This is a genomic window from Flavitalea plasmicola (genome assembly GCF_030546645.1).
Classification (GTDB): Bacteria; Bacteroidota; Bacteroidia; order Chitinophagales; family Chitinophagaceae; genus Puia.
This window is the reverse complement of record NZ_JAUOTO010000007.1, coordinates 599946-618178: the sequence shown is the minus strand read 5'-3', so window position 1 is coordinate 618178 and position 18233 is coordinate 599946. Positions and strand designations below refer to the sequence as shown.

19 protein-coding genes, 1 tRNA gene and 1 pseudogene are annotated in these 18233 nt (G+C 46.5%); 12 read left to right on the top strand and 9 right to left on the bottom strand.

Annotation, left to right across the window (positions count from 1 at the left end):
• The 3 genes from Q4E93_RS27930 to Q4E93_RS27920 all read left to right on the top strand — a co-directional run.
• A partial coding sequence (locus tag Q4E93_RS27930; protein WP_303590998.1) for an RHS repeat domain-containing protein occupies positions 1-1062 on the top strand: 1062 nt, incomplete at its 5' end.
• Between the two features lie 32 nt (positions 1063-1094).
• Positions 1095-1436: a DUF7957 family protein gene (locus Q4E93_RS27925; RefSeq protein ID WP_303590997.1), complete on the top strand. Its 342-nt coding sequence runs from the start codon at positions 1095-1097 to the stop codon at positions 1434-1436.
• Positions 1437-2137: 701 nt separating this feature from the next.
• Entirely contained in the window at positions 2138-2644 is a 507-nt protein-coding gene (locus Q4E93_RS27920; protein ID WP_303590996.1) for a hypothetical protein, read from the top strand.
• Positions 2645-2866: 222 nt separating this feature from the next.
• Here the strand turns inward: Q4E93_RS27920 and Q4E93_RS27915 are convergent.
• The 3 genes and pseudogenes from Q4E93_RS27915 to Q4E93_RS27905 form a co-directional block, all read right to left on the bottom strand.
• A pseudogene (locus Q4E93_RS27915) lies at positions 2867-3214 on the bottom strand (DUF7684 family protein); the annotation flags it as partial.
• Between the two features lie 292 nt (positions 3215-3506).
• Positions 3507-4115 carry a hypothetical protein gene (locus tag Q4E93_RS27910; RefSeq protein ID WP_303590994.1) on the bottom strand — a complete coding sequence of 203 codons (609 nt, stop codon included), beginning with the start codon at positions 4113-4115 and terminating at the stop codon, positions 3507-3509.
• A 111-nt stretch (positions 4116-4226) separates the two neighbouring features.
• The gene (locus Q4E93_RS27905) at positions 4227-4691 is read right to left on the bottom strand and encodes a DUF4268 domain-containing protein (protein ID WP_303590993.1); all 465 of its coding nucleotides are present in this window, start codon (positions 4689-4691) and stop codon (positions 4227-4229) included.
• Between the two features lie 126 nt (positions 4692-4817).
• Between Q4E93_RS27905 and Q4E93_RS27900 the strand changes: the two genes are divergently transcribed.
• Both Q4E93_RS27900 and Q4E93_RS27895 read left to right on the top strand, forming a co-directional pair.
• Positions 4818-5726: an alpha/beta hydrolase gene (locus tag Q4E93_RS27900; protein ID WP_303590992.1), complete on the top strand. Its 909-nt coding sequence runs from the start codon at positions 4818-4820 to the stop codon at positions 5724-5726.
• A 57-nt stretch (positions 5727-5783) separates the two neighbouring features.
• On the top strand, positions 5784-6257 hold the full coding sequence (locus tag Q4E93_RS27895; RefSeq protein WP_303590990.1) for a hypothetical protein: 474 nt from the start codon (positions 5784-5786) through the stop codon (positions 6255-6257).
• A 545-nt stretch (positions 6258-6802) separates the two neighbouring features.
• Here Q4E93_RS27895 and Q4E93_RS27890 read toward each other — a convergent pair.
• Positions 6803-6958 (bottom strand): hypothetical protein, encoded by a 156-nt coding sequence (locus tag Q4E93_RS27890; RefSeq protein WP_303590988.1) that lies wholly within the window; start codon positions 6956-6958, stop codon positions 6803-6805.
• Positions 6959-6998: 40 nt separating this feature from the next.
• Here Q4E93_RS27890 and Q4E93_RS27885 point away from each other — a divergent pair, with 40 nt between their 5' ends.
• The gene (locus Q4E93_RS27885; RefSeq protein WP_303590986.1) at positions 6999-7412 is read left to right on the top strand and encodes a YybH family protein; all 414 of its coding nucleotides are present in this window, start codon (positions 6999-7001) and stop codon (positions 7410-7412) included.
• Between the two features lie 321 nt (positions 7413-7733).
• On the opposite strand, the gene Q4E93_RS27880 is transcribed toward Q4E93_RS27885, so the two are convergent.
• Complete coding sequence (locus tag Q4E93_RS27880) at positions 7734-8561, bottom strand: hypothetical protein (RefSeq protein WP_303590985.1); 828 nt, start codon at positions 8559-8561, stop codon at positions 7734-7736.
• 283 nt (positions 8562-8844) lie between these two features.
• Here Q4E93_RS27880 and Q4E93_RS27875 point away from each other — a divergent pair, with 283 nt between their 5' ends.
• From Q4E93_RS27875 to Q4E93_RS27865, 3 genes are all read left to right on the top strand, one after another.
• The gene (locus Q4E93_RS27875) at positions 8845-9480 is read left to right on the top strand and encodes a Crp/Fnr family transcriptional regulator (protein ID WP_303590983.1); all 636 of its coding nucleotides are present in this window, start codon (positions 8845-8847) and stop codon (positions 9478-9480) included.
• Between the two features lie 129 nt (positions 9481-9609).
• The gene (locus Q4E93_RS27870) at positions 9610-9822 is read left to right on the top strand and encodes a hypothetical protein (protein WP_303590982.1); all 213 of its coding nucleotides are present in this window, start codon (positions 9610-9612) and stop codon (positions 9820-9822) included.
• Between the two features lie 340 nt (positions 9823-10162).
• Positions 10163-10924 (top strand): metallophosphoesterase, encoded by a 762-nt coding sequence (locus Q4E93_RS27865; protein WP_303590981.1) that lies wholly within the window; start codon positions 10163-10165, stop codon positions 10922-10924.
• Positions 10925-10936: 12 nt separating this feature from the next.
• On the opposite strand, the gene Q4E93_RS27860 is transcribed toward Q4E93_RS27865, so the two are convergent.
• The 3 genes from Q4E93_RS27860 to Q4E93_RS27850 all read right to left on the bottom strand — a co-directional run bounded on the left by Q4E93_RS27860 (position 10937) and on the right by Q4E93_RS27850 (position 14743).
• Positions 10937-11683 (bottom strand): LytR/AlgR family response regulator transcription factor, encoded by a 747-nt coding sequence (locus Q4E93_RS27860; RefSeq protein WP_303590979.1) that lies wholly within the window; start codon positions 11681-11683, stop codon positions 10937-10939.
• Entirely contained in the window at positions 11680-13344 is a 1665-nt protein-coding gene (locus Q4E93_RS27855; protein ID WP_303590977.1) for a sensor histidine kinase, read from the bottom strand. The genes Q4E93_RS27860 and Q4E93_RS27855 overlap by 4 nt, the downstream gene beginning before the upstream one ends.
• Positions 13345-13462: 118 nt before the next feature.
• Entirely contained in the window at positions 13463-14743 is a 1281-nt protein-coding gene (locus tag Q4E93_RS27850; RefSeq protein ID WP_303590975.1) for an ankyrin repeat domain-containing protein, read from the bottom strand.
• A 767-nt stretch (positions 14744-15510) separates the two neighbouring features.
• On the opposite strand from Q4E93_RS27850, the gene Q4E93_RS27845 reads away from it, so the two are divergent.
• Entirely contained in the window at positions 15511-16305 is a 795-nt protein-coding gene (locus Q4E93_RS27845; protein ID WP_303590974.1) for a class I SAM-dependent methyltransferase, read from the top strand.
• Positions 16306-16381: 76 nt separating this feature from the next.
• On the opposite strand, the gene Q4E93_RS27840 is transcribed toward Q4E93_RS27845, so the two are convergent.
• A tRNA-Phe gene (locus Q4E93_RS27840) sits at positions 16382-16454 on the bottom strand.
• A 254-nt stretch (positions 16455-16708) separates the two neighbouring features.
• Between Q4E93_RS27840 and Q4E93_RS27835 the strand changes: the two genes are divergently transcribed.
• On the top strand, positions 16709-17512 hold the full coding sequence (locus Q4E93_RS27835) for a 2OG-Fe(II) oxygenase (RefSeq protein WP_303590972.1): 804 nt from the start codon (positions 16709-16711) through the stop codon (positions 17510-17512).
• Positions 17513-17519: 7 nt separating this feature from the next.
• Entirely contained in the window at positions 17520-18233 is a 714-nt protein-coding gene (locus Q4E93_RS27830) for a helix-turn-helix transcriptional regulator (protein ID WP_303590970.1), read from the top strand.

Genomic DNA, 18233 nt, shown 5'->3' with positions numbered 1-18233 from the left:
AATGTCCCTGGCGACGGACACAATAAGAATAAAGAAGAACGGATATTTTATATTTACCTGCTGAATGAGACGAAGAATGTCTCGGTGTTCTTTGATAATCTAAGTTTAACGCATTACACAGGTCCGTTGCTGGAAGAGACGAATTATTATCCGTTTGGATTGACGATGGCGGGGATTAGTGATAAGGCGTTGAAGACGAATTATGCCGAAAATAAGTACAGGTATAACAAAGGATCGGAGCTGCAGAATAAGGAGTTTAGTGATGGGAGTGGATTAGAATTATATGCTACTAACTACAGGAGCCTCGACCCTCAGATAGGCAGGTTCTGGCAGATTGACCCGCTCCTTGAAATCAGTGAAGACGTATCTCCATATGGCTACTGCATTGATAACCCTGTCTTACACGTTGATCCTCTTGGATTAGCTATTTCGGATTCGACTCATCCGCAAGAGCGTACTCCCGTTACAGTAACAGGTCACAAGAATAATAATTCGGGTGCGGGGATCGCTGCTCTATCAGGGGTGACATTTGCAAAGGCGGTTACAGATCATCCGGTTGCTCGTCCATATGTCAATACATCGCTGCGATTTATTACGGCAGAGCAGGCAAATGTTGAATCAGGATATTCTCTTCCACCATATAAGAAAGGAACAAATGTGGCGAGATTCAAATCCAGTGTACTTGGCAAATATGTGCGAGTATTTAGTTCTAAAAATCCAAAGGCGAATGCGATAGGTAGGTGGGTAATGAAGCGGACTGAAATTGAGAATCTAAGCCCGGCAGAGATTAAAGACAAATTTGCCTTAGAATTTGAACCAGATCAGATTGCTGAGGTTGAAGTGCCAGTAGGAGAAGAGATGGAAGTTAGCGTTGCTGGGGAAAATACGTGGGGAAAGGGAGGTGGTATTCAATACAGAATCTTAGGTAAAATAGTAGATGGTATGTTCAAGGGAATATCGACAATCCAGACGCCGTTGCCCGATGTTAATTTGCCGACGTTTGTTAGACCCGGCGCTGGTACGGTTCCTCTCGAAGAGATTCCTCCTATTGACCTCCCATGACTGTTTTTGGTTGGCTAAATTGAGACAATAATATGTATAAAGTAAATGAAAATCTCCTTGTAATAGAAGCTCAGGAAATATATTTTAAATATAAGATCAATAGTATTCTTGAAGTATTCGACATGCTCATAGTATTTTTAGAGAGCCCGAGAGAGACTGTGTTTAATGAGAATGTATTTGGAGTTAACCTTCTTGAAAAAAAAGTCAAGTGGCAGATTGCTAAATTGCGATATGACACGGGGGTTGACTGTCCTTTCGTCGGCGGTAAACTCTATAATGGGCAACTTTACTTACATAATTGGTGTGATATTTACTTGATTATAGATCCAGTGACAGGAGAAATTTTGGAAAGAGGATTGCCCAGTAAATCCTGAAAGGAATTAACTGATGGAAATTATTCATATACTCTTTGCGCTGTAAAAAGTACAATGCAGCAGTTTTGCGACCGTTTACTTCCCCAATTCCCGCAACACCTCCTTCGACACGACTAAATAAGCCGCAATATCCCCAGGCTCCGCCAGCTTCAGCACCCAGGGTTGTGTGGCCTTCAGAGATTATACCGCTCCTTGTCGGACATGGTCTGTAGGCTGCACAGGTGGTCTTGGACCCTCTAGTGAAGGGAGATGGTTGAGTTGGTGAATCGGGAGATGAATATGATTGTGGGGGATCCTGGGTTGAAAGGGAAGGTGGTATCTTCGTAGGTGTAGGGTATGGGAGCTTTTTGTACATTGAGGCATGCTGAAGTTCTAATTTGACAAATAACGGGGAACCCTATTTAAAAATGTTGTATGAATTTTTTTTTATCTTATTTCGTACCGTTTATTATATTGTTTATTGCCTGTTATCTATACAAAGTGTATCTGGAAAATAAAATTCGTGAGCCTAATCGGCGTGAGTCAATTTTTTCAATCATCGCATTTAAAAAGTATAGCATGACTTCGTTATTCCTTCTGAATCCTCGATTAGGCGATGAACGGGAAAGAGAGCTTCGGAGAAAAGCTAATAGGGTATTATTGATTGCATATGCAAGCTTCATAATAATATTATTATTGGCCATAATTTCAAAATAGAGCGTATGGAATATTATTTAGACGGGAAAGTTTTTAAAGATAATGACGAAATTTATTATAAATTATTGTCTATAATGGTTCCGCTTGAAAATGATATCCAAGGTCAGTTGGTTAAGATATTTAGACTTACAGATGACAATAAGGTGAGGGATAAGATAGCATTGATTTTTGCAGATCTATCAGATGAGCATATTATACCTGTTCTGATAAATAAGATTAATGAAATTAAATACTCTGGACATATATCAACTTTAATATATGTTTGCTCTGAATACGACTGTGCAGAATGGATAGATTTTTTTGTGGGACTAGTAATCGATCTTGATGACTCATCTTATCTTGAAGCAATCAGCGTTATAGAAGGCATCCAGAAGCCAATAAAACTGAGCGACAAAGTTATTTGTATTAAACGTTTGGCGAATTATTTATCTTCTATAGAAAATGAAAGCAACAAATATGAAGACGTTGAAGCTGTCATGGAGTTCGTGGACAATTTGAAGACTGTCTTTTAACCCAAACTTCTAGTCTATGTCAAGTAATGTGTAATCTCCCTCAAATTAGGCCACGTTCACTGGAAAAACCGTTAGTTTTCTCGGACAGCCAGGCGAGAAGATTAGCAGCAGAGAAATCGCTAAGCCTTCGGTGAACTACCCTTCTAATTATTGACGAATGATTTTGCACAAACCTTTTTGCTACAAGTTATTCGGGTATAGCCTTCGTCCGTCCATTTATTTTCAGCCATTGATATTGTCATAAACCGGATCTTTAAAAGGTTCATCCGATGGGAGCCAATTATTGTTGATTTTGATAATCAATTCTGTTAAATGATCTTTAACCCCTTTTGTTGTGAGGTCAATGCATACTGCCGTATCGATGTCTTTGTAGCTATCACATGCGACAGTAGTTGCAAACCAAAAACCCTCGCTAAAGTTATTATGAGAAGTGGTTATTGGGGAAAGCTCATAGTCATATGGTTTCCCCGTTTGTGTTTCTTCCTGAATGGCCCTATTAACTATTTCCTCGTCAAAAATGAGCTCCGTCAAGCTAGAAAGCTTCCCGGCACAACATATATAACAAACCGATTTGTCAAGACATAGTTCAACAGCTTACTTTATAAGTTCCCGATCGAGGTCGTCGGCTATATTGAAAACTATCCAATTATCAGGTGGTAGTGCATTTGACCACTTTTGGTCTGCCCGAATGTTGGTATAAAGTATTTGACGATCCCTTATGTTTCCCAGAGGTTCCATTTGCAATTGGTATTTTGTCCGCATCACTAAAGCAATAAATGTAAGCAACTCATCAATAAAAAGCAAACACCTATCCCAGGCAAGCGCCCCAACAGGTTTTTGCCAGGAAGACTTAAGTTCTCTCTTATACAGCATTCGACTTGTGCCAATCAATGTAGCTTGATAATTCTATTATTGGGATTTGCCCGTCTTCTTCAGGGTCTACTATTTGACTTTCGAATTCGATGTATGTTAAGTCTTCAGAAAACGATTTTTCACCTACAATTGTGTCGATCATTTTCAATAAAAGCGGGTTGGAAGAATCGTTATCTCTGATGAGATCATAATTGGGAACATATACTCTTATTCCAATTTCTCTGGGGTCTTCGCTTTCAAGCGGTATAAACCAGATGTCTTGCGAATCCAGTTCTATATCCCCCCACTTAGACTTGAATTGATCGTTTGTAGGTTGTTTAAAAGCAATAAAAGTCCATCCGTTAATATTGGGAGCATTAGCGATTAACTCTTCAGTTTTAGAGAAATATTCCTTGTTTCCCTCAGCTGTAATGATGAGCTCCTGTTCCTCATCTGGGAATCCCCCTATTTCAAAATAGAGTTTGTCACAATATTTATGCAACTGAACTAACAGGTTGTCGAGTAGTTCTTCTTTAACAGATGGTTCAATAGATGTTAAAAAAGTATAAGCCTTATGGTTATCCGTAAACCACTGCCAGAATTCCGTGCCATTTGTCATACAATCTTAAAGCATTTGGCATGCCTTCGTTGTAAATGTATAATAGAATGCTTAAATATCAAAAACAACCTTTTTGCCTTTAAAAAGTTTTGATTCATTGGCACGTTTGAGTTAGCCGATGACATCAAAATGATACCGCACCATCCCCCAAAAACTATCCAGCGCTATGATCCGCGGCTTCAAAAAAGAAATGATTGCCGACCAGTCTTCATTCTTAAAAATATTAACCCCCGTCAGCGTCTTTTGTACTACGCTTACAGTTTTCCCGTGCTCATCTGTGACCTCCCGCAGCCAGCTCCAATCCTTCTCTTGCAGCTCCTCTTCAAAAATGTCTTTGAGCCGGGAGAACCCATCGAAGTATAACCGCTGCCTGTCGGGGTCGGAGTGATGCAGGATAACCGCTATCTGCGCCTGCCGGCTGTCCGCGTCCATTTTGAACTGGACATGCTTATTACCCGTCTTGTAGTTTAGCCAGCTGATCACTTCGCCGTCCGTGGACAGGACCGGCTTCATATATCTACCGAATGCCGTCCAGAATGCCTGCTTCTGTCTGGATATCTCCTGTTTTGTATACATGAAAATCAAATCGTCGTGTCCGCAATTTACTGCGGAAAAGCGAGGTGTATCAGATGGTTTTGGAGATTCGCCCGGGCGGGAGATGGATTTTTTATAACTTTAATCTTCACTTTAACTGTCTGCCATATGAAGTCTTCGATATTTGCGCTGGGCTGTTTGCTTTCCGGACTCGTTTCGATGGCACAGGCGCCGGAACGCGTAAAAAGCATTTTCCCTGCTTCCACTGTCGTATATGAAAATGTCCCTTATGCGGGGGATACGTTACGGAAGCATTTACTGGACATTTACCTGCCGGCGGGTGCGGGGCCACGGACGCCTGTGGTGGTGTGGGTACATGGTGGCGCCTGGATGTCGAATGACAAATATGCGGACATGGGCTATATGCGGAACACGATCCAGGATATTTTGGCAAAAGGGTATGCGCTGGCATCCATCGATTACCGCCACAGTACGGATGCGGTGTTTCCCGCGCAGGCGCAGGATTGCAACCAGGCGCTGGAGTTCCTTTACCAGCATGCGAGCCAATATAAGCTGGATAAGGACCGGATCGCGCTGATCGGATTTTCGGCGGGCGGTCACCTGGCCTCCCTTATCGGCCTATCCAACAATAATGCGGTGGCTGTATTTTACCCGCCGGGTCTAACGTCGCATTTCAAGGTGCGATGTGTGCTGGACTTTTATGGCCCCTCTGACTTTCTCATGCTGGCCAGCAACCCGGATACGGCTATCAACAATATGCATAACCCCGTGTCCATCCTGCTGGGAGCGCTTCCTGTGGAGCGGCCGGACCTGGCGAAGCGGGCCAGCCCTGTGACGTATATCGACAAGGATGACCCCCCTTTCCTGATCGTGCAAGGGGAAAAGGATGAGTCGGTGCCCAACACGCAGTCGAAGGTCCTGCATAGCTGGCTTACGCTGGCAGGGGTGGCGAATGAGCTGATCGTGGTGCCGAAGGCGCCGCATTATGGGGAGATGTTCGATGCGGCGGAGATACGGGCGCGGGTGCTGGCGCTATTGGAGAAGGTTATGCGATGAGGGATCATCGCTTGATAGAAAAATTTCTTGCGGCGGATAGCAAATAAAGAAATTGATTTGAGCCAAGAAACACAATACTTGAGACAAATGCCGGAAGAATTGAAAAAGAGGGATAGTCGGGAGGTTGATGCTGGAAAGATGAGCGGTATAAAAATGGGCACCTTAACGACGCGCAACCGGCAACAAAAAAAGTTAATAGCATTTCTAGGTGATAATATGAAATATATAATTGTTTTAATCTTTCTCTGCCCATCATTGAGATCCAACGCGCAGACAGGAACTGGCCTAAATAACGACTCCCTTGATCTATTGTTTAAGCATCATTTTAGAATTCTGGATTCTGCGATACTTAAAAAGACTGTAAGTAGATATTATTGCTGTACTGCGCAAATAAATTTCATGGAAAACCGTACCAGAATTATTTCTTCTTCGGAAAAGTCTTTTATGGGAAAACTAAGTTTTACGATTCAGGATGTCATAAAATGGCACCAATGGTATATAAAACGGAGTGTTCTTACGACATCTGAATAGTGGTTTTTTATGGTATGGCAATAACGCTCCTGCTATTCCGCCTTGGCCATGCTGCTGTAGTGGGTCGCTCAAGTAAGAAAGGCACCAACGGCCCTTTCCTAAAGGGCATCCGCCGCAACTAATGTGCATTAAAGCGTCCGCGCTGCCTTATTTACCCGAAGACAAGCTGCCGGAAGATTCTGATACACGCTTGCTTGGGGTGGTAGATGTAGGTATTTGCCCGGGTAAATACAGCAGCGCGGCATCAAGATGCAATCTTCGGCTAGCGGAAGGGCAAGTCTCGAATGTCACCCTTAATAAGGCCTGCACCTAGCAGGCTGCAATCTATCAGACAAAATGATTGCACTTGCACACAGTATCTGCCAGGGTCAGCCCTGCCGCGGAGACGCCTTACATTGGGCTCGTGGGATGCAGGCAGAAAAGCCCAATTATATTTTGGCTGAGTTAAAGGGCAACATTCAGTGGTAGCCCAATGTACAGCGGCGGAGCGGTTAGGGCTGCCCGGCGAAACGAGAAAGAGAGGCGCACAGGATGCAGGAATCTTTTTAACACGTAGCACTGACCAGCGTGAGGGATTGCAATGGAAAGCCCGCAGCCAGCAGGGTGAGGACTTGCAATGGAAAGCCCGACCGAAGGGGCACGCCCTGAAAATTCACCCGTACATTTACGTTCCCTCCTACCGGATGGCACAATGCGTCCATTTTTACGTAAATTGATCCCAACTATTATATCTGTCAGCACATGAAAGAAATCGAATCTTTATTTGAAACCTATAAGAACGCCGTCTTTCAGAAAGACGTCGAAGCCTTCCTGTCTATTTTTGACGAGCACGTCCGCATCTTTGATATGTGGGAATGGACGTATGAGGGACTGGTTTCCTGGAGGGAGATGGTGAAAGGCTGGTTCGGGTCGCTGGGAACAGAACGGGTCGTCGTTACGTTCGATGAGGTTCAAGTGGAAGCGGCCGGCGGGATGGCTGTTGCCAGCGCATATGTAAGGTTTGCCGCTATCTCGGAGCAGGGCGAAGAGCTTCGGTACCTGCAGAACCGGCTGACATGGGTGGCGCAGCAGAAAGGGGGGGTATGGAAGATCATACACGAGCATACATCGGGGCCCGTGGACGGCGAGACGATGAAGGTGATCATGAAGCGTTAAACCGCACTCCCTCTGAAATAATAAGGACTTGCCCTTAGTATCCGGTAAGTTTACTGAGCAAACAAAAAAAAGGGGCGATGGAAAACGAGGCAACGCTTCGCAGGTACCGCATCTTTGTATCGGCAACCTACTAATCCAATATACAATATATCCCTAAACCCCGGACACCACCCCTAAACCCTGAAACCCGTGGCGGTCCCCATCCAATACTTGAAAAACTACTGTAACACGCAGGATCTTCTTACAGTAAACGAACTAACCCGCCTGACCCGGCGGGTTCTTTGTAGCTTGATGTTTTCCGTACCCTCCTTGCGAGGATGATCAATAATAGGTGTAAGCCGCGTGTGTCTGGAACCTTTTTCCTGCGTCACTTCCGTCGGTGTATAATAGCTCGCCTATTTTGGATGAAGGTGTATTATCGCTGTTGTAAGTATAGGTGTAATCAATCGTATATGCGGTGAGGCCGACGCCGGCTGAAAAAGATTCTTTCCCGGGATTGTTTTTCTGCAGACGGAACCCTTGCAGAAGAAAAAGGTGATCGTGTATGCCGTCATGGATAAGGCTGAAATCCTCTACGTTGATCTTGTTGTCATATTGCCCGAACTGCCGGATGGAGGTAAGCTCGGGCGAACCGGGATGGGCGGGTCGGTGTTCGGTGATCGTACTTACATTCCCATCGGGAAGATAAGTAAATGTGAGGGTGCGGTCGATCAAAAAACCGGCATCGCCTTCTTTATGATCCCATTCTATTCGTGTAACCTTATCTCCATTGTAGGCAAATGTAACGTGCCTGTAAAGAACATTTTGCTGGTTGATAAATTTGATCATGAACACTTTGCCTGCATTGTCATACAAATACCGCAAGGTGTCGTGATTGACCAGGATGTTGTTTCTCATCTCGGCGATCCTGTTTCCGGCGTAAATGACATCATAGATCGTGTATCCGGAAGCAAAGTCGGCCTTGGAAACCGTACTGTCGGGGTTATACTCAAAATGGTAATAGGGAGAAGGGATATGAGGTATCGTAATATCTTTCAGCAGGATCTTTTTGACGGGATCCGTTGGTGGTGGGTTATTGGGATGGTCTTTTCTGCACGAGATCAGGAGCGATGCAAATGCCACTATCCGTAAAGCCTCGGTATATCGCATATTGTTACTTTTTGCTGTAAAGCTAAACTGCGGGAGCGGCAATTTTGGGCGGAAACTATGAAGGGTGAGAATGGATGTACCAAAGGAGCGGATGATTCATTTAACGGCATTCCGGGTCTTACCCGGGCAACCGGGGACTTCCGGGCGAATCCGCTTTTCATTGCCCGGCTTGAAGATAAGGCATTGATTAATAGTGTTGATTACAGGGATCAATGATTTTCGGTCCAATTGTTAATTGGCCGCACATTAGGAATTTATTATATTTGAATATAACTGAATGCTTGTGAGGATAGAACTGCCACCGGAGGAACATAGCGTCTTTTCAAAAAAATGGAATCAAGAGTGGGGACGATCGCCCATGGCCTTTTTTGTGAATCACATTCACCCGGTGAGATCGGTCTTGCTGGACTACATCGATGAGCATTGTTTTACCTACACCATACGCAAGGGCAAGCTGCTGCTGAAAGCAGGAGAATTTTGCCACCACCTGTATTTTGTCAGGCGGGGAGTGCTGCGTGCCTATATCCAGGAAGACGCAAAAGAGATCACGACCTGGATCACGGCGGAAGAGGAGATGGTCACTTCCATTCGAAGTCTGTTTGACCCCGGGCAGCCTTCCCTGGAGAATATCCAGGCAATCGAAGACTGTGAGCTGGTGGGAGCCCAGTATGCATCGCTGCAGTACGCGTACGACCATTTTATTGAAATGAATATAGTGGGCCGAAAATTACTGGAAAGGTATTACTGCGATGCGGAGGAAAGGGCGTATATCAGCCGCCTTAACAGAGCCGAATCCAAATACAGGCACTTTATCCACACGAAAGGGCGGCTGGTGAACCGGATCCCGCTGAAATACATAGCTTCCTACCTGGGGATGACGCTGGAGACGCTCAGCCGCATTCGTAGTAAAATCCGGTAGCTCATCAGGTGAGCCGGAATACCTTTCCCCTGGCAAAAATAAACGTTGATAATTATCAAAAATTTGCCGGCGAATATGCGTCCCATTCATGTAGTCATTTAGGTTTGCATGAACTCCAAAACCTACTGCATGCAAACATTATTCGCACAATTAAATCTTGATACCAGGGCCAAGCTGGTGTGGGAAGAGGGAAAACTAATCTCCGACCGAAGCGATGCGCATCACAGGATAACCTTATACAAACTGTTCTCTTTTTACGTGGAAGTCTATTGCGACCTGGACTTTACGACGATCGAAGAGATCAGGCCGGTGGCTTTTCCTGATCCAGCGCCCATGCCATAAAAAGCGCGGGATAAACTGATCAATAATAAGCACGTGCAGCCCTTGATGGGCGGGCAAAGGTCTGATCCGAAATGGAAGTACGGTGACATAGGCCTCGCCGGATTTCGTATATTCGGAAAAACCTGTAGCCGGAAATGCAGTTTGCCCCTTCTGATATTTTAAGGCCTTTCAAGCTGCCTTCCAGGCTTGCGGTCTCCAAGGGGACACCCGTATTGATTGCCAGAATCTATCATCATACTAGCTCATTATTCTTTACCAACTCCATGTCGACATGAAATAAATATTATAACTTTGAGTTGCATCAAAGTAGCGGGAAAATATTGTTTCTCTAAAGTCTTTGATGATGAAAATTCAATACTGTTCTGATCTTCACCTGGAATTCCCGGAAAATCAAAAATTCCTTCGCAGAAACCCCCTGCATCCATTGGGGGACATCCTTGTATTAGCGGGCGATATCGTTACGTTTCATGATCCCGGGAAAGCCCGTGAGTTCTTCGACTTCGTTTGTGATCATTATGCTGCCGTGTATTGGGTGCCGGGTAACCACGAATACTATGGGTCCGATGTTTCCGACAGGCCGGAGACGTTTTGCGAAAAGGTCCGGGATAATTTGTATCTGGTAAATAACCAATCCATTGTTCATGAGGGCGTCAGGCTTGTTTTTTCCACTTTATGGGGCCGGATAAGCCCGGTGCGTGAATGGGACCTTCAAAGAAGCATCTCTGATTTTTCGGCTATACAGTACCAGAGTCGGAAATTTACCGCGCGGGATTTTTCTTTGCTGCATGACCAGGGGTTGAATTTTCTCGGGAATATGCTGCGATCCGGAAGTGAAGCGCCAACGGTCGTGATCACACATCATGTTCCTACCTTGATGCATTACCCGGCGGTGTATAAGAATAGCCCGTTGACGGAAGCGTTTGCCGTAGAGCTTTTTGATCTTATCCAGGATGCGGGGGCAGCCTGCTGGATGTATGGGCATCATCATGTCAATACGCCGGAGTTTAAGATCGGAGGGACGATGATGGTGACGAATCAATTGGGGTATGTTCATCATTATGAACACGGATCGTTCCGAAGAGGGGCGGTGGTGGAGGTTTGAGGGGGGAATGCGCTAGCGAAACAACTCTTTAATATATTCTTTCTTTTGCCGCGACACCGGTACAAGTGAAGCATCCTCCAGCAATAGAAAGTCGCCGTCTTGTTTCACCCAGCTTTTGATGAATTTCTTATTTATAAGATGGGATTGGTGGCAGCGCAAAAAGCCATAGTCATGTAAGAGCTCCCCGAATTCATAAATGGGTTTGGACACCAGCAGCTTTTCGCCCGACAGGAGGTAAATCGTCGTGTAATTGTTGGACGATTCACAGCGGACAATATCCTGTGTCTTCACTAACCTTGTTTCCTTTGCTGTGGCCAACGCTATGCGGTGCGTATCCTTTTCCTGCTGGTGCTTTAGGAGCTGCAGCAGATTTTCCAGTTGCAGGTTTTGCTTTTTTTCGCTGTACCGGGTGATGGCCTTGCTCACGGCTGCCTTCAGCTCATGGGTGTCGATGGGCTTCAGCAGGTAGTCGATCGCGGAAAATTTTACCGCCTGTATGCCATACTGATCGAAAGCCGTGACAAAAATGATCCCGAAAAAATGATCCGGCAGCGATTGTAATAGCTCGAACCCTGATTTTCCCGGCATCTGGATATCAAGAAAGATAAGATCTGGTTTCTGGGCAAGGATGATTGCCCTCCCTTCATCAGCAGTCAATGCGGTAGCTGCGACCGCTATTTCGGGGCAATGCTTTTCCAGCAGCCGGCACAGGTTGTCCAGGTTGTTTTGCTCATCGTCAATGATCACTGCTTTTATCATCCCAGCCAGTTTTTAAAAGTTAGGATTACCGTGGTTCCCGCTCCGCTGTCAATATCCATTACAATTGAAGGGGATTTCAATATTTCATTGATCAATGCTATTCTTTGACGGGTTAGTTTCAGGCCATAGCCCTGCGATGCATGGTGGATATCGAATCCCTTTCCGTTGTCAGTGATGCGAACCTGCATATCGTTGTTGCTTTGACTGAAGACGATCTCAATCCTTCCCTTATCCTGGAGCGCCGAGATGCCATGCTTTACGGCATTTTCCACCAATGGCTGTAACAGCAGGGAGGGGATCTGAATTTCCGACAAATTGGTGATCTTTCCAGTGTCTATTTTATACACAAATTGAAACCGCAATTGCTCCAGCTTCATGTAGCTTTCCAGGGTTTGAATTTCGCGATAAAGCTCGTTATTTTCATTATTATTTCCATTCAGGACATCCCGCATCAGGTTGGCAAAGTCGGCCAGGTAGTTATTCGCCTTGTCAATTTCCCCTTTATTGATCAGCCCCTGGATCGAATTCAGTGCGTTGAACACGAAATGGGGGTTGAGCTGGGCGTGGAGGGCTTTGATCTCTGTTTCCAGCTTTCCCTTTTTCTGTTGTTCCGCCAGGAGCAATTGCTTTTGCCGGCGGCCGCGCCACAGCAAGATGATAAAACCAAAAAATGCAGCTATTAAGGCGCCTGCCACCAGTTTGAAAGCGGTGGTTTGATGCCATGCAGGTTTTATCCGGAAGGGGTATGAAGTTAGGTGTTGCGGCTGGATGAGGTAACGCATCTCCAGCCTGTATTCCCCGGGCGGGAGATTTTTAAGCCAGATAAAATGACCGTCAAATTCGTTCTTCTGCCATTCTGTGTAGGGTGAGCCGTCTTTGATGAGCTGGTATTCCAATACGCGCCGTTGGTTGGGTCCCCCCTTGAGGTAGAAAATAAGGTTATTATCATTATTGGGCAGGATCAGCTTTTTCGGGAGTGCGCTCGCGGAATCTATTTCATCCGGGGGATACCGTTGTTTCCATTTTTTTCTTTCATCGCGCGTCAGGGAGCTTTTTTGCAATTGAGAGATACTCAGCCGTCGGAGAAATTCATTTAATTCGTTGGAAGTATATATATTAAGCAAAACAGGCTGAGTCTTCCTCCAGAAGACATAAGCATAAGACAGGACGCTGTCGGAATTTTTTCTCCTGATATCCACGCCGAGATAGTTCCCGAAACCCGTTTTGTACCCTCCCAGCAGCGCCATTTCTTTCTCTTTACTGTCACTTTTGGGAACCTGGTCCCCGGTGACAAAATGTGTGATATTGGTCCATGGCAAAATGGTTGTGCTGTGATTCTGCCTTACCCTGAATTCATATTGGGAAGCATTGTGGTGATCAATGTGCTCTACGAAGAAATAGGCCTCCGACGAATCATAAGTAGTGTTGTAATAATAGTAATACGGACGAGCAGAAATAAGGTCTTCCGGTGGTAACGGAAAGGGGGTCCCCATGTCTTCCACATAGCTGTTGTTTTTGCGGGTGGCGGTAACCAGCGAGGGAGTGGTATCGCCTTTCGGCTTGGTGTAAGAGCTGACGGAATAGTCCTTCAGGTTTATTTGCGCAAATGCTGCCGGCGTTAAGATCAGCGCTATGGCGGCGAGCAATAATATTTTGTTCATGCAGGTTGATTTTTCATCAAAACTATTTTCTGCGTTCTTGCTTACGGGGCTGACTGTGAATTTGGCGGGTGCGGCTGTGATGTTGGATATTCCTGACCGACGATGGGATGTGCCATCATTATGTATGAATGCTTTCGATCATACAGACGGCCTCCTGGTTTACCCAACCTCTTTCCGGAAAACCGGCCGCCCACTCCAGGGGCGTGACATTCCTTGCGATGTGCCAGCCCGGTTCTTCGCGCCAATCGAGGTACTTTCTCAGGTTTATCCTGACGTGTATATCGGCCCCCTGCTCCAGAAGCCGGTGGGCCATGTAAGCGTCCCGCTGCCTGCCGTTGACATACGCATCGCTTACGATGGCATTGAACAGCGGCGTATGTCCGCCAAAACCTTCTTTGTCAATAGTGGCTGCGGCATTTACATCCGCTCCCTGCTCCAATAACCAGTCGAAGATCTCCTGTTCGTCAAAGTCGATCGAAAGGTGCAGCAGCGTGGTCCCGTCAATGGGGGTACCGTGCAGGCCGGACCGGCCATCAGCTGCGCAGCCCAGTTCGAGAGGATAAATCTCACGATAGCTGAAACACCGGTGGATCAGCTGCGGATCGCGTTGCAGATGAGCTTTGAGCTGGTGCAGGTCGCCGCCATGAAAAGCCATCATAGGCGTATTTGTCCAGCGATATCCTCTTGCCTTGAAGCGCTGTAAGATCGCATGTTTGCCGACGGGGTTGCGACTGTAAGTTTCCAGCACCATGGCAAGCGAGGCTAATTTATCGCCTTTCCCATCCGTCAAGGGAGCGCCCGCATCATCCAGAAATCCAAAGCCACGGGCATTCAGCGTTTCGCAGGATCCCATGATAATGCCAGGTGTGAAGGTGGCGCCCTGTCCATACAGCCATTGAGCTACCTCAATATCACCATGCAACAATGCTCGATCGAAAGCATGTTGAAAATCTTTTGCACCCAGTGCCGCGATTGTTTTCACCATGTCAAGCAGGCCCATGTTGGCAGCGTGGCTCATGGGCGGTCCCCAATTGCCGCTGCGGACGGGGACGTGCAATAGGTTGGGATGCGCGGTGAGCAGCCGGGTGACTGCGGCGGCGTCATTGGAACGAATGGCTTTGTCGATCAGCTCTGCCGCAGTATTTTCTGTGATGCGCTGCTTGAGCTGCGTCCAGGAAGAGAAACCGTATTCCCGTGCAATGACCAGCTGCGTGTCGCTCAATTTTAATTGGGTGGAAATGGGGTCATCAACGGCCGTGCGAAACCTTGGATGCTGGCGTCGGACGCGATCGAGGGCTTCGGTTGACCTTGCTTTGCATTGCCGGAGCAGTTCGCGTGCCTGTTGTTTGGGAACATCGAGATGGGGCTGTGCGGGCAAGCCGCGGGAGACTGTAGACATAACTTTCCTTCTTTTATTATGCCCGTGTCCGCACAGGGGCAAGAAGTTAAGTTAATAAATATGTTCGTGAACCATGCCGGTGGGCTTTGCCCATTTCCGCGGACGGGGTGCTTCCGGAGAGCAAGGTGAAATTAGGAAATTTTGCGATATTATGGTAAAAGGGGTACCGACTTTTAAGTGAACAAAGTTTTAATATCTTTAGTGGAAGTTATCTGTAAAATCATGGCGAAGTATATACCTGACGAGATATTAAGGCCCTTTATACAATCTTACGAAAAAGGAGATGTATGGCAGGTACACACGGGAGATAGATGGATAAATTTTTTTTTATACCTGGATAGCCAGATTGAATCAAATAAACGCTTGCCTATATACCGGCAAGTGCGTGAGGAGTATTTCAAATTGGTAGATAAATATCTTGATTTGCATTTGTCCAGCCCGAGTGATATTAATTTATACTTTGATAGTAAAGAAAATTTTGAGAAGAAATACAAAGGCAATTGGAATATGTATTATCATTAATGCCAAACCGTGGTTTAACCTATTTTAAAGCGATGGCTTTTAATTTAAGGCAAAGAAAAAAGCAGTCACAACATTTCGTCATAACTGCTTCATTTTCTTCGTGGTGTGGGGCGGGCTCCAGCCGCCGGCACAAGGATCTTCAGTCCTTTGATTATATTTGCGGTCAATAGCCGATACTGCACCCGGCGTTTTATTTCTTTTCCTTGTTAAATTGCCGGAGGCAGATCGCAAAGATAATTCTCGTAATGAGTAAGGTTGTTATCGACAAGTCGTTTGGCCGGAAGGCCTTTGGCCTTGACCCAGCTGGTTACCATGCTGCAAGACCGGCATATCCCGAGTGGATTTATGAATTGCTTTATGAACGCTGTGGTTTACGGCAAAACGTGGCAACATTTGAGATTGGTGCAGGAACGGGGATCGCTACGCGCCGATTACTTGAACTTGGTGCTAATCCGTTGGTGGCCATTGAGCCGGATGATCGCCTCGCTGATTTTCTTTGCGAAACCATACAGTCTGACGCTTTGATGGTGATCCGTTCCTCTTTCGAAGACGCCATATTGCCTGGTGCCGGTTTTGACCTTGGGCTTAGCGCCACTGCATTTCATTGGCTGGATGAAGAAACAGCCTTGGCAAAGGTAGCTAGTCTTCTCAAGCCTGATGGATGGTGGGTCATGGTCTGGAATGAATTCGGTGACCCGGATCGGGCCGATCCTTTTCATGAAGCAACTAAGGTGCTGCTTAACGGCTCGTCGGTCTCCTTGATGGGCAATGACGTCTCCTTTGCACAAGACAAGGCTGCCAGGTTAGCCGCGCTGGAGCATACGCAAGCTTTCGATCGTATTGAGCACCGAACCAGCGCATGGTCGTTGGTCCTCGATCCTGATCAGGTTGTCAACCTTTATGCAACCTATTCCAATATCAATATCCGGCCTGATCGGGAATCCATCCTCGCGGAACTGTGCCGCATTGCCCGTGACGAATTTAACGGCTGGGTGACACGTAATATGACCACCAGCCTTTACATAGCCCGACGACGTTGATAGAATTTCATGTCGTACCTGAATATCATTGAGTTAGGACACAAAAAAAAGGCCACATCTCTGTGACCTTTCTTCGTGGTGTGGGGCGGGATCGAACCGCCGACACAAGGATTTTCAGTCCTTTGCTCTACCGACTGAGCTACCGCACCTTCCATCGAATAGGAACAAAAGCTCCATATTTGGGCTGCAAATATATTCCTTTCCGGGGAAGTTTCCGAAAATATGCAGAAGAAATTTATCAAAAATTCAGGCTGAAAAAGTCTGAAAATCAGGTTTGTAAGGACGGCATAGGATTTTAAGGCCCTTTGCTCCGTTAAAAGGGGCGGGGGCTTTGTAAACGGAAGAGAAATTAACACGTTCAATGCCGGATTCTTTATAATTTGTCGCGCCAATCAACAATCGCATGAAATTTATCGACAAGTCCGCGGGAGACCTGATCCAATTCGGGGAGAAAAAGAGTGAAGCATATGCACAGGCGGAACCTTTCCCCAATATCGTTTTTGACAATTTTTTCATTCCTGAAAGATTGAAAGAGGTGCTGGCGGAATTTCCGGACCTCTCGAAAAAGCCTGACATCAAGTTCAATGATGAGAACCAGGTCAAAAGGGCATCCCGGGGTGAAGGCAGGTTTGGCGAAAAGACCAGGTATTTCATGCATTACATGAATTCGGAACCTTTCCTCGAATTTTTGTCGGCCCTTACCGGGATTGAAAACCTTATTCCGGACCCGGGTTTCGAAGGGGGTGGATGCCACCAGATCCTGCCGGGTGGAAGATTGGGCATACACGCGGATTTTAATAAACATCCGAAAACAAAGCTGGACAGAAGATTGAATGTACTGGTGTATTTGAATGAGGATTGGGATGAGTCGTTCGGCGGGCATTTCGAGCTGTGGGATATTGAAATGAAGGGTTGTGTAAAACGCATATTACCCCTCTTCAACCGGATGGCTATCTTTTCCACTACCAGCACTTCTTATCACGGACATCCTAATCCCCTGACATGTCCTCCCGACAGAACGCGCAAATCACTGGCCCTGTATTATTATACCAATGGCCGGCCGGAAGAAGAGATGAATGATGCGCATCTTACGCTCTTCAGGGAACGACCGGAAGACAAAGGCAGGCCCAAGTTCAAGAGGGAATCAAAGCTGAAGAAATTCCAGAAAAAACTGACGCCCTCCTTTTTGAAGAAAAAGAAAAAATAGCGGCCCGATGGCTTATACCTCCCTTTCCCCTCATCCGGCGCTGGCATCCTATATCGATGCCTACTGGTCTGTAAGAGGCCCGGTGGAAGGTTGTACGACCAGCAGGATCCTGCCGGATGGGTGCGTGGATATCATTTATAATGTGGGAGAGGATATGGCTTCCATGAAAAGCGGCAGCGCTTACCTGGTAGGCACGATGACGCGGCCTTTTGACAGCACGGTCACACCGGGGACAAGGCTCCTGGGGATCCGATTTAAGCCTGCGGCCTTTTCGGCTTTTTACAGGTTCTCGTCTCTTCATGAGCTCACTGATGACGCCATTGAATGCGAAAAAGGACTGGCGCCGGCGCTTTCGACCCTCCGGGATCCTGTTGCAGGGCTGAATGCTTTTTTCCTTGCAAAGCTATCTTCTCCTAAGCATGTGTTGTTCCCTGTGCTGGAAGACATCCATCGTCATCATGGGCTGGTGCGGGTGGAAGAGCTGACGAAGCGACATTTTATTACGGTGCGGCAGCTGGAGCGCAGCTTTAAATATCATATTGGCGTGAGCCCCAAGGAATTTATCAACCAGGTGCGTTTCCGGCGTGCGTTGCAAGTCATCCGCCATAAACGGCCTGATGTCCGCCTTGGCGACATTGCCGAAGCCTGCGGGTATTATGATCAGGCGCACCTTGCCAACGAGATTAGGAAATACACGGGAGCCTCGCCGGTGCGGCTGTGA

Coding starts and splice junctions, on each gene's coding strand:
- Q4E93_RS27925 (WP_303590997.1), top strand. CDS start 1,095: ATGTATAAAGTAAATGAAAATCTCCTTGTAATAGAAGCTCAGGAAATA.
- Q4E93_RS27920 (WP_303590996.1), top strand. CDS start 2,138: ATGGAATATTATTTAGACGGGAAAGTTTTTAAAGATAATGACGAAATT.
- Q4E93_RS27910 (WP_303590994.1), bottom strand. CDS start 4,115: ATGACAAATGGCACGGAATTCTGGCAGTGGTTTACGGATAACCATAAG.
- Q4E93_RS27905 (WP_303590993.1), bottom strand. CDS start 4,691: ATGTATACAAAACAGGAGATATCCAGACAGAAGCAGGCATTCTGGACG.
- Q4E93_RS27900 (WP_303590992.1), top strand. CDS start 4,818: ATGAAGTCTTCGATATTTGCGCTGGGCTGTTTGCTTTCCGGACTCGTT.
- Q4E93_RS27890 (WP_303590988.1), bottom strand. CDS start 6,958: ATGGACGCATTGTGCCATCCGGTAGGAGGGAACGTAAATGTACGGGTG.
- Q4E93_RS27885 (WP_303590986.1), top strand. CDS start 6,999: ATGAAAGAAATCGAATCTTTATTTGAAACCTATAAGAACGCCGTCTTT.
- Q4E93_RS27880 (WP_303590985.1), bottom strand. CDS start 8,561: ATGCGATATACCGAGGCTTTACGGATAGTGGCATTTGCATCGCTCCTG.
- Q4E93_RS27870 (WP_303590982.1), top strand. CDS start 9,610: ATGCAAACATTATTCGCACAATTAAATCTTGATACCAGGGCCAAGCTG.
- Q4E93_RS27865 (WP_303590981.1), top strand. CDS start 10,163: ATGATGAAAATTCAATACTGTTCTGATCTTCACCTGGAATTCCCGGAA.
- Q4E93_RS27860 (WP_303590979.1), bottom strand. CDS start 11,683: ATGATAAAAGCAGTGATCATTGACGATGAGCAAAACAACCTGGACAAC.
- Q4E93_RS27855 (WP_303590977.1), bottom strand. CDS start 13,344: ATGAACAAAATATTATTGCTCGCCGCCATAGCGCTGATCTTAACGCCG.
- Q4E93_RS27850 (WP_303590975.1), bottom strand. CDS start 14,743: ATGTCTACAGTCTCCCGCGGCTTGCCCGCACAGCCCCATCTCGATGTT.
- Q4E93_RS27845 (WP_303590974.1), top strand. CDS start 15,511: ATGAGTAAGGTTGTTATCGACAAGTCGTTTGGCCGGAAGGCCTTTGGC.
- Q4E93_RS27835 (WP_303590972.1), top strand. CDS start 16,709: ATGAAATTTATCGACAAGTCCGCGGGAGACCTGATCCAATTCGGGGAG.
- Q4E93_RS27830 (WP_303590970.1), top strand. CDS start 17,520: ATGGCTTATACCTCCCTTTCCCCTCATCCGGCGCTGGCATCCTATATC.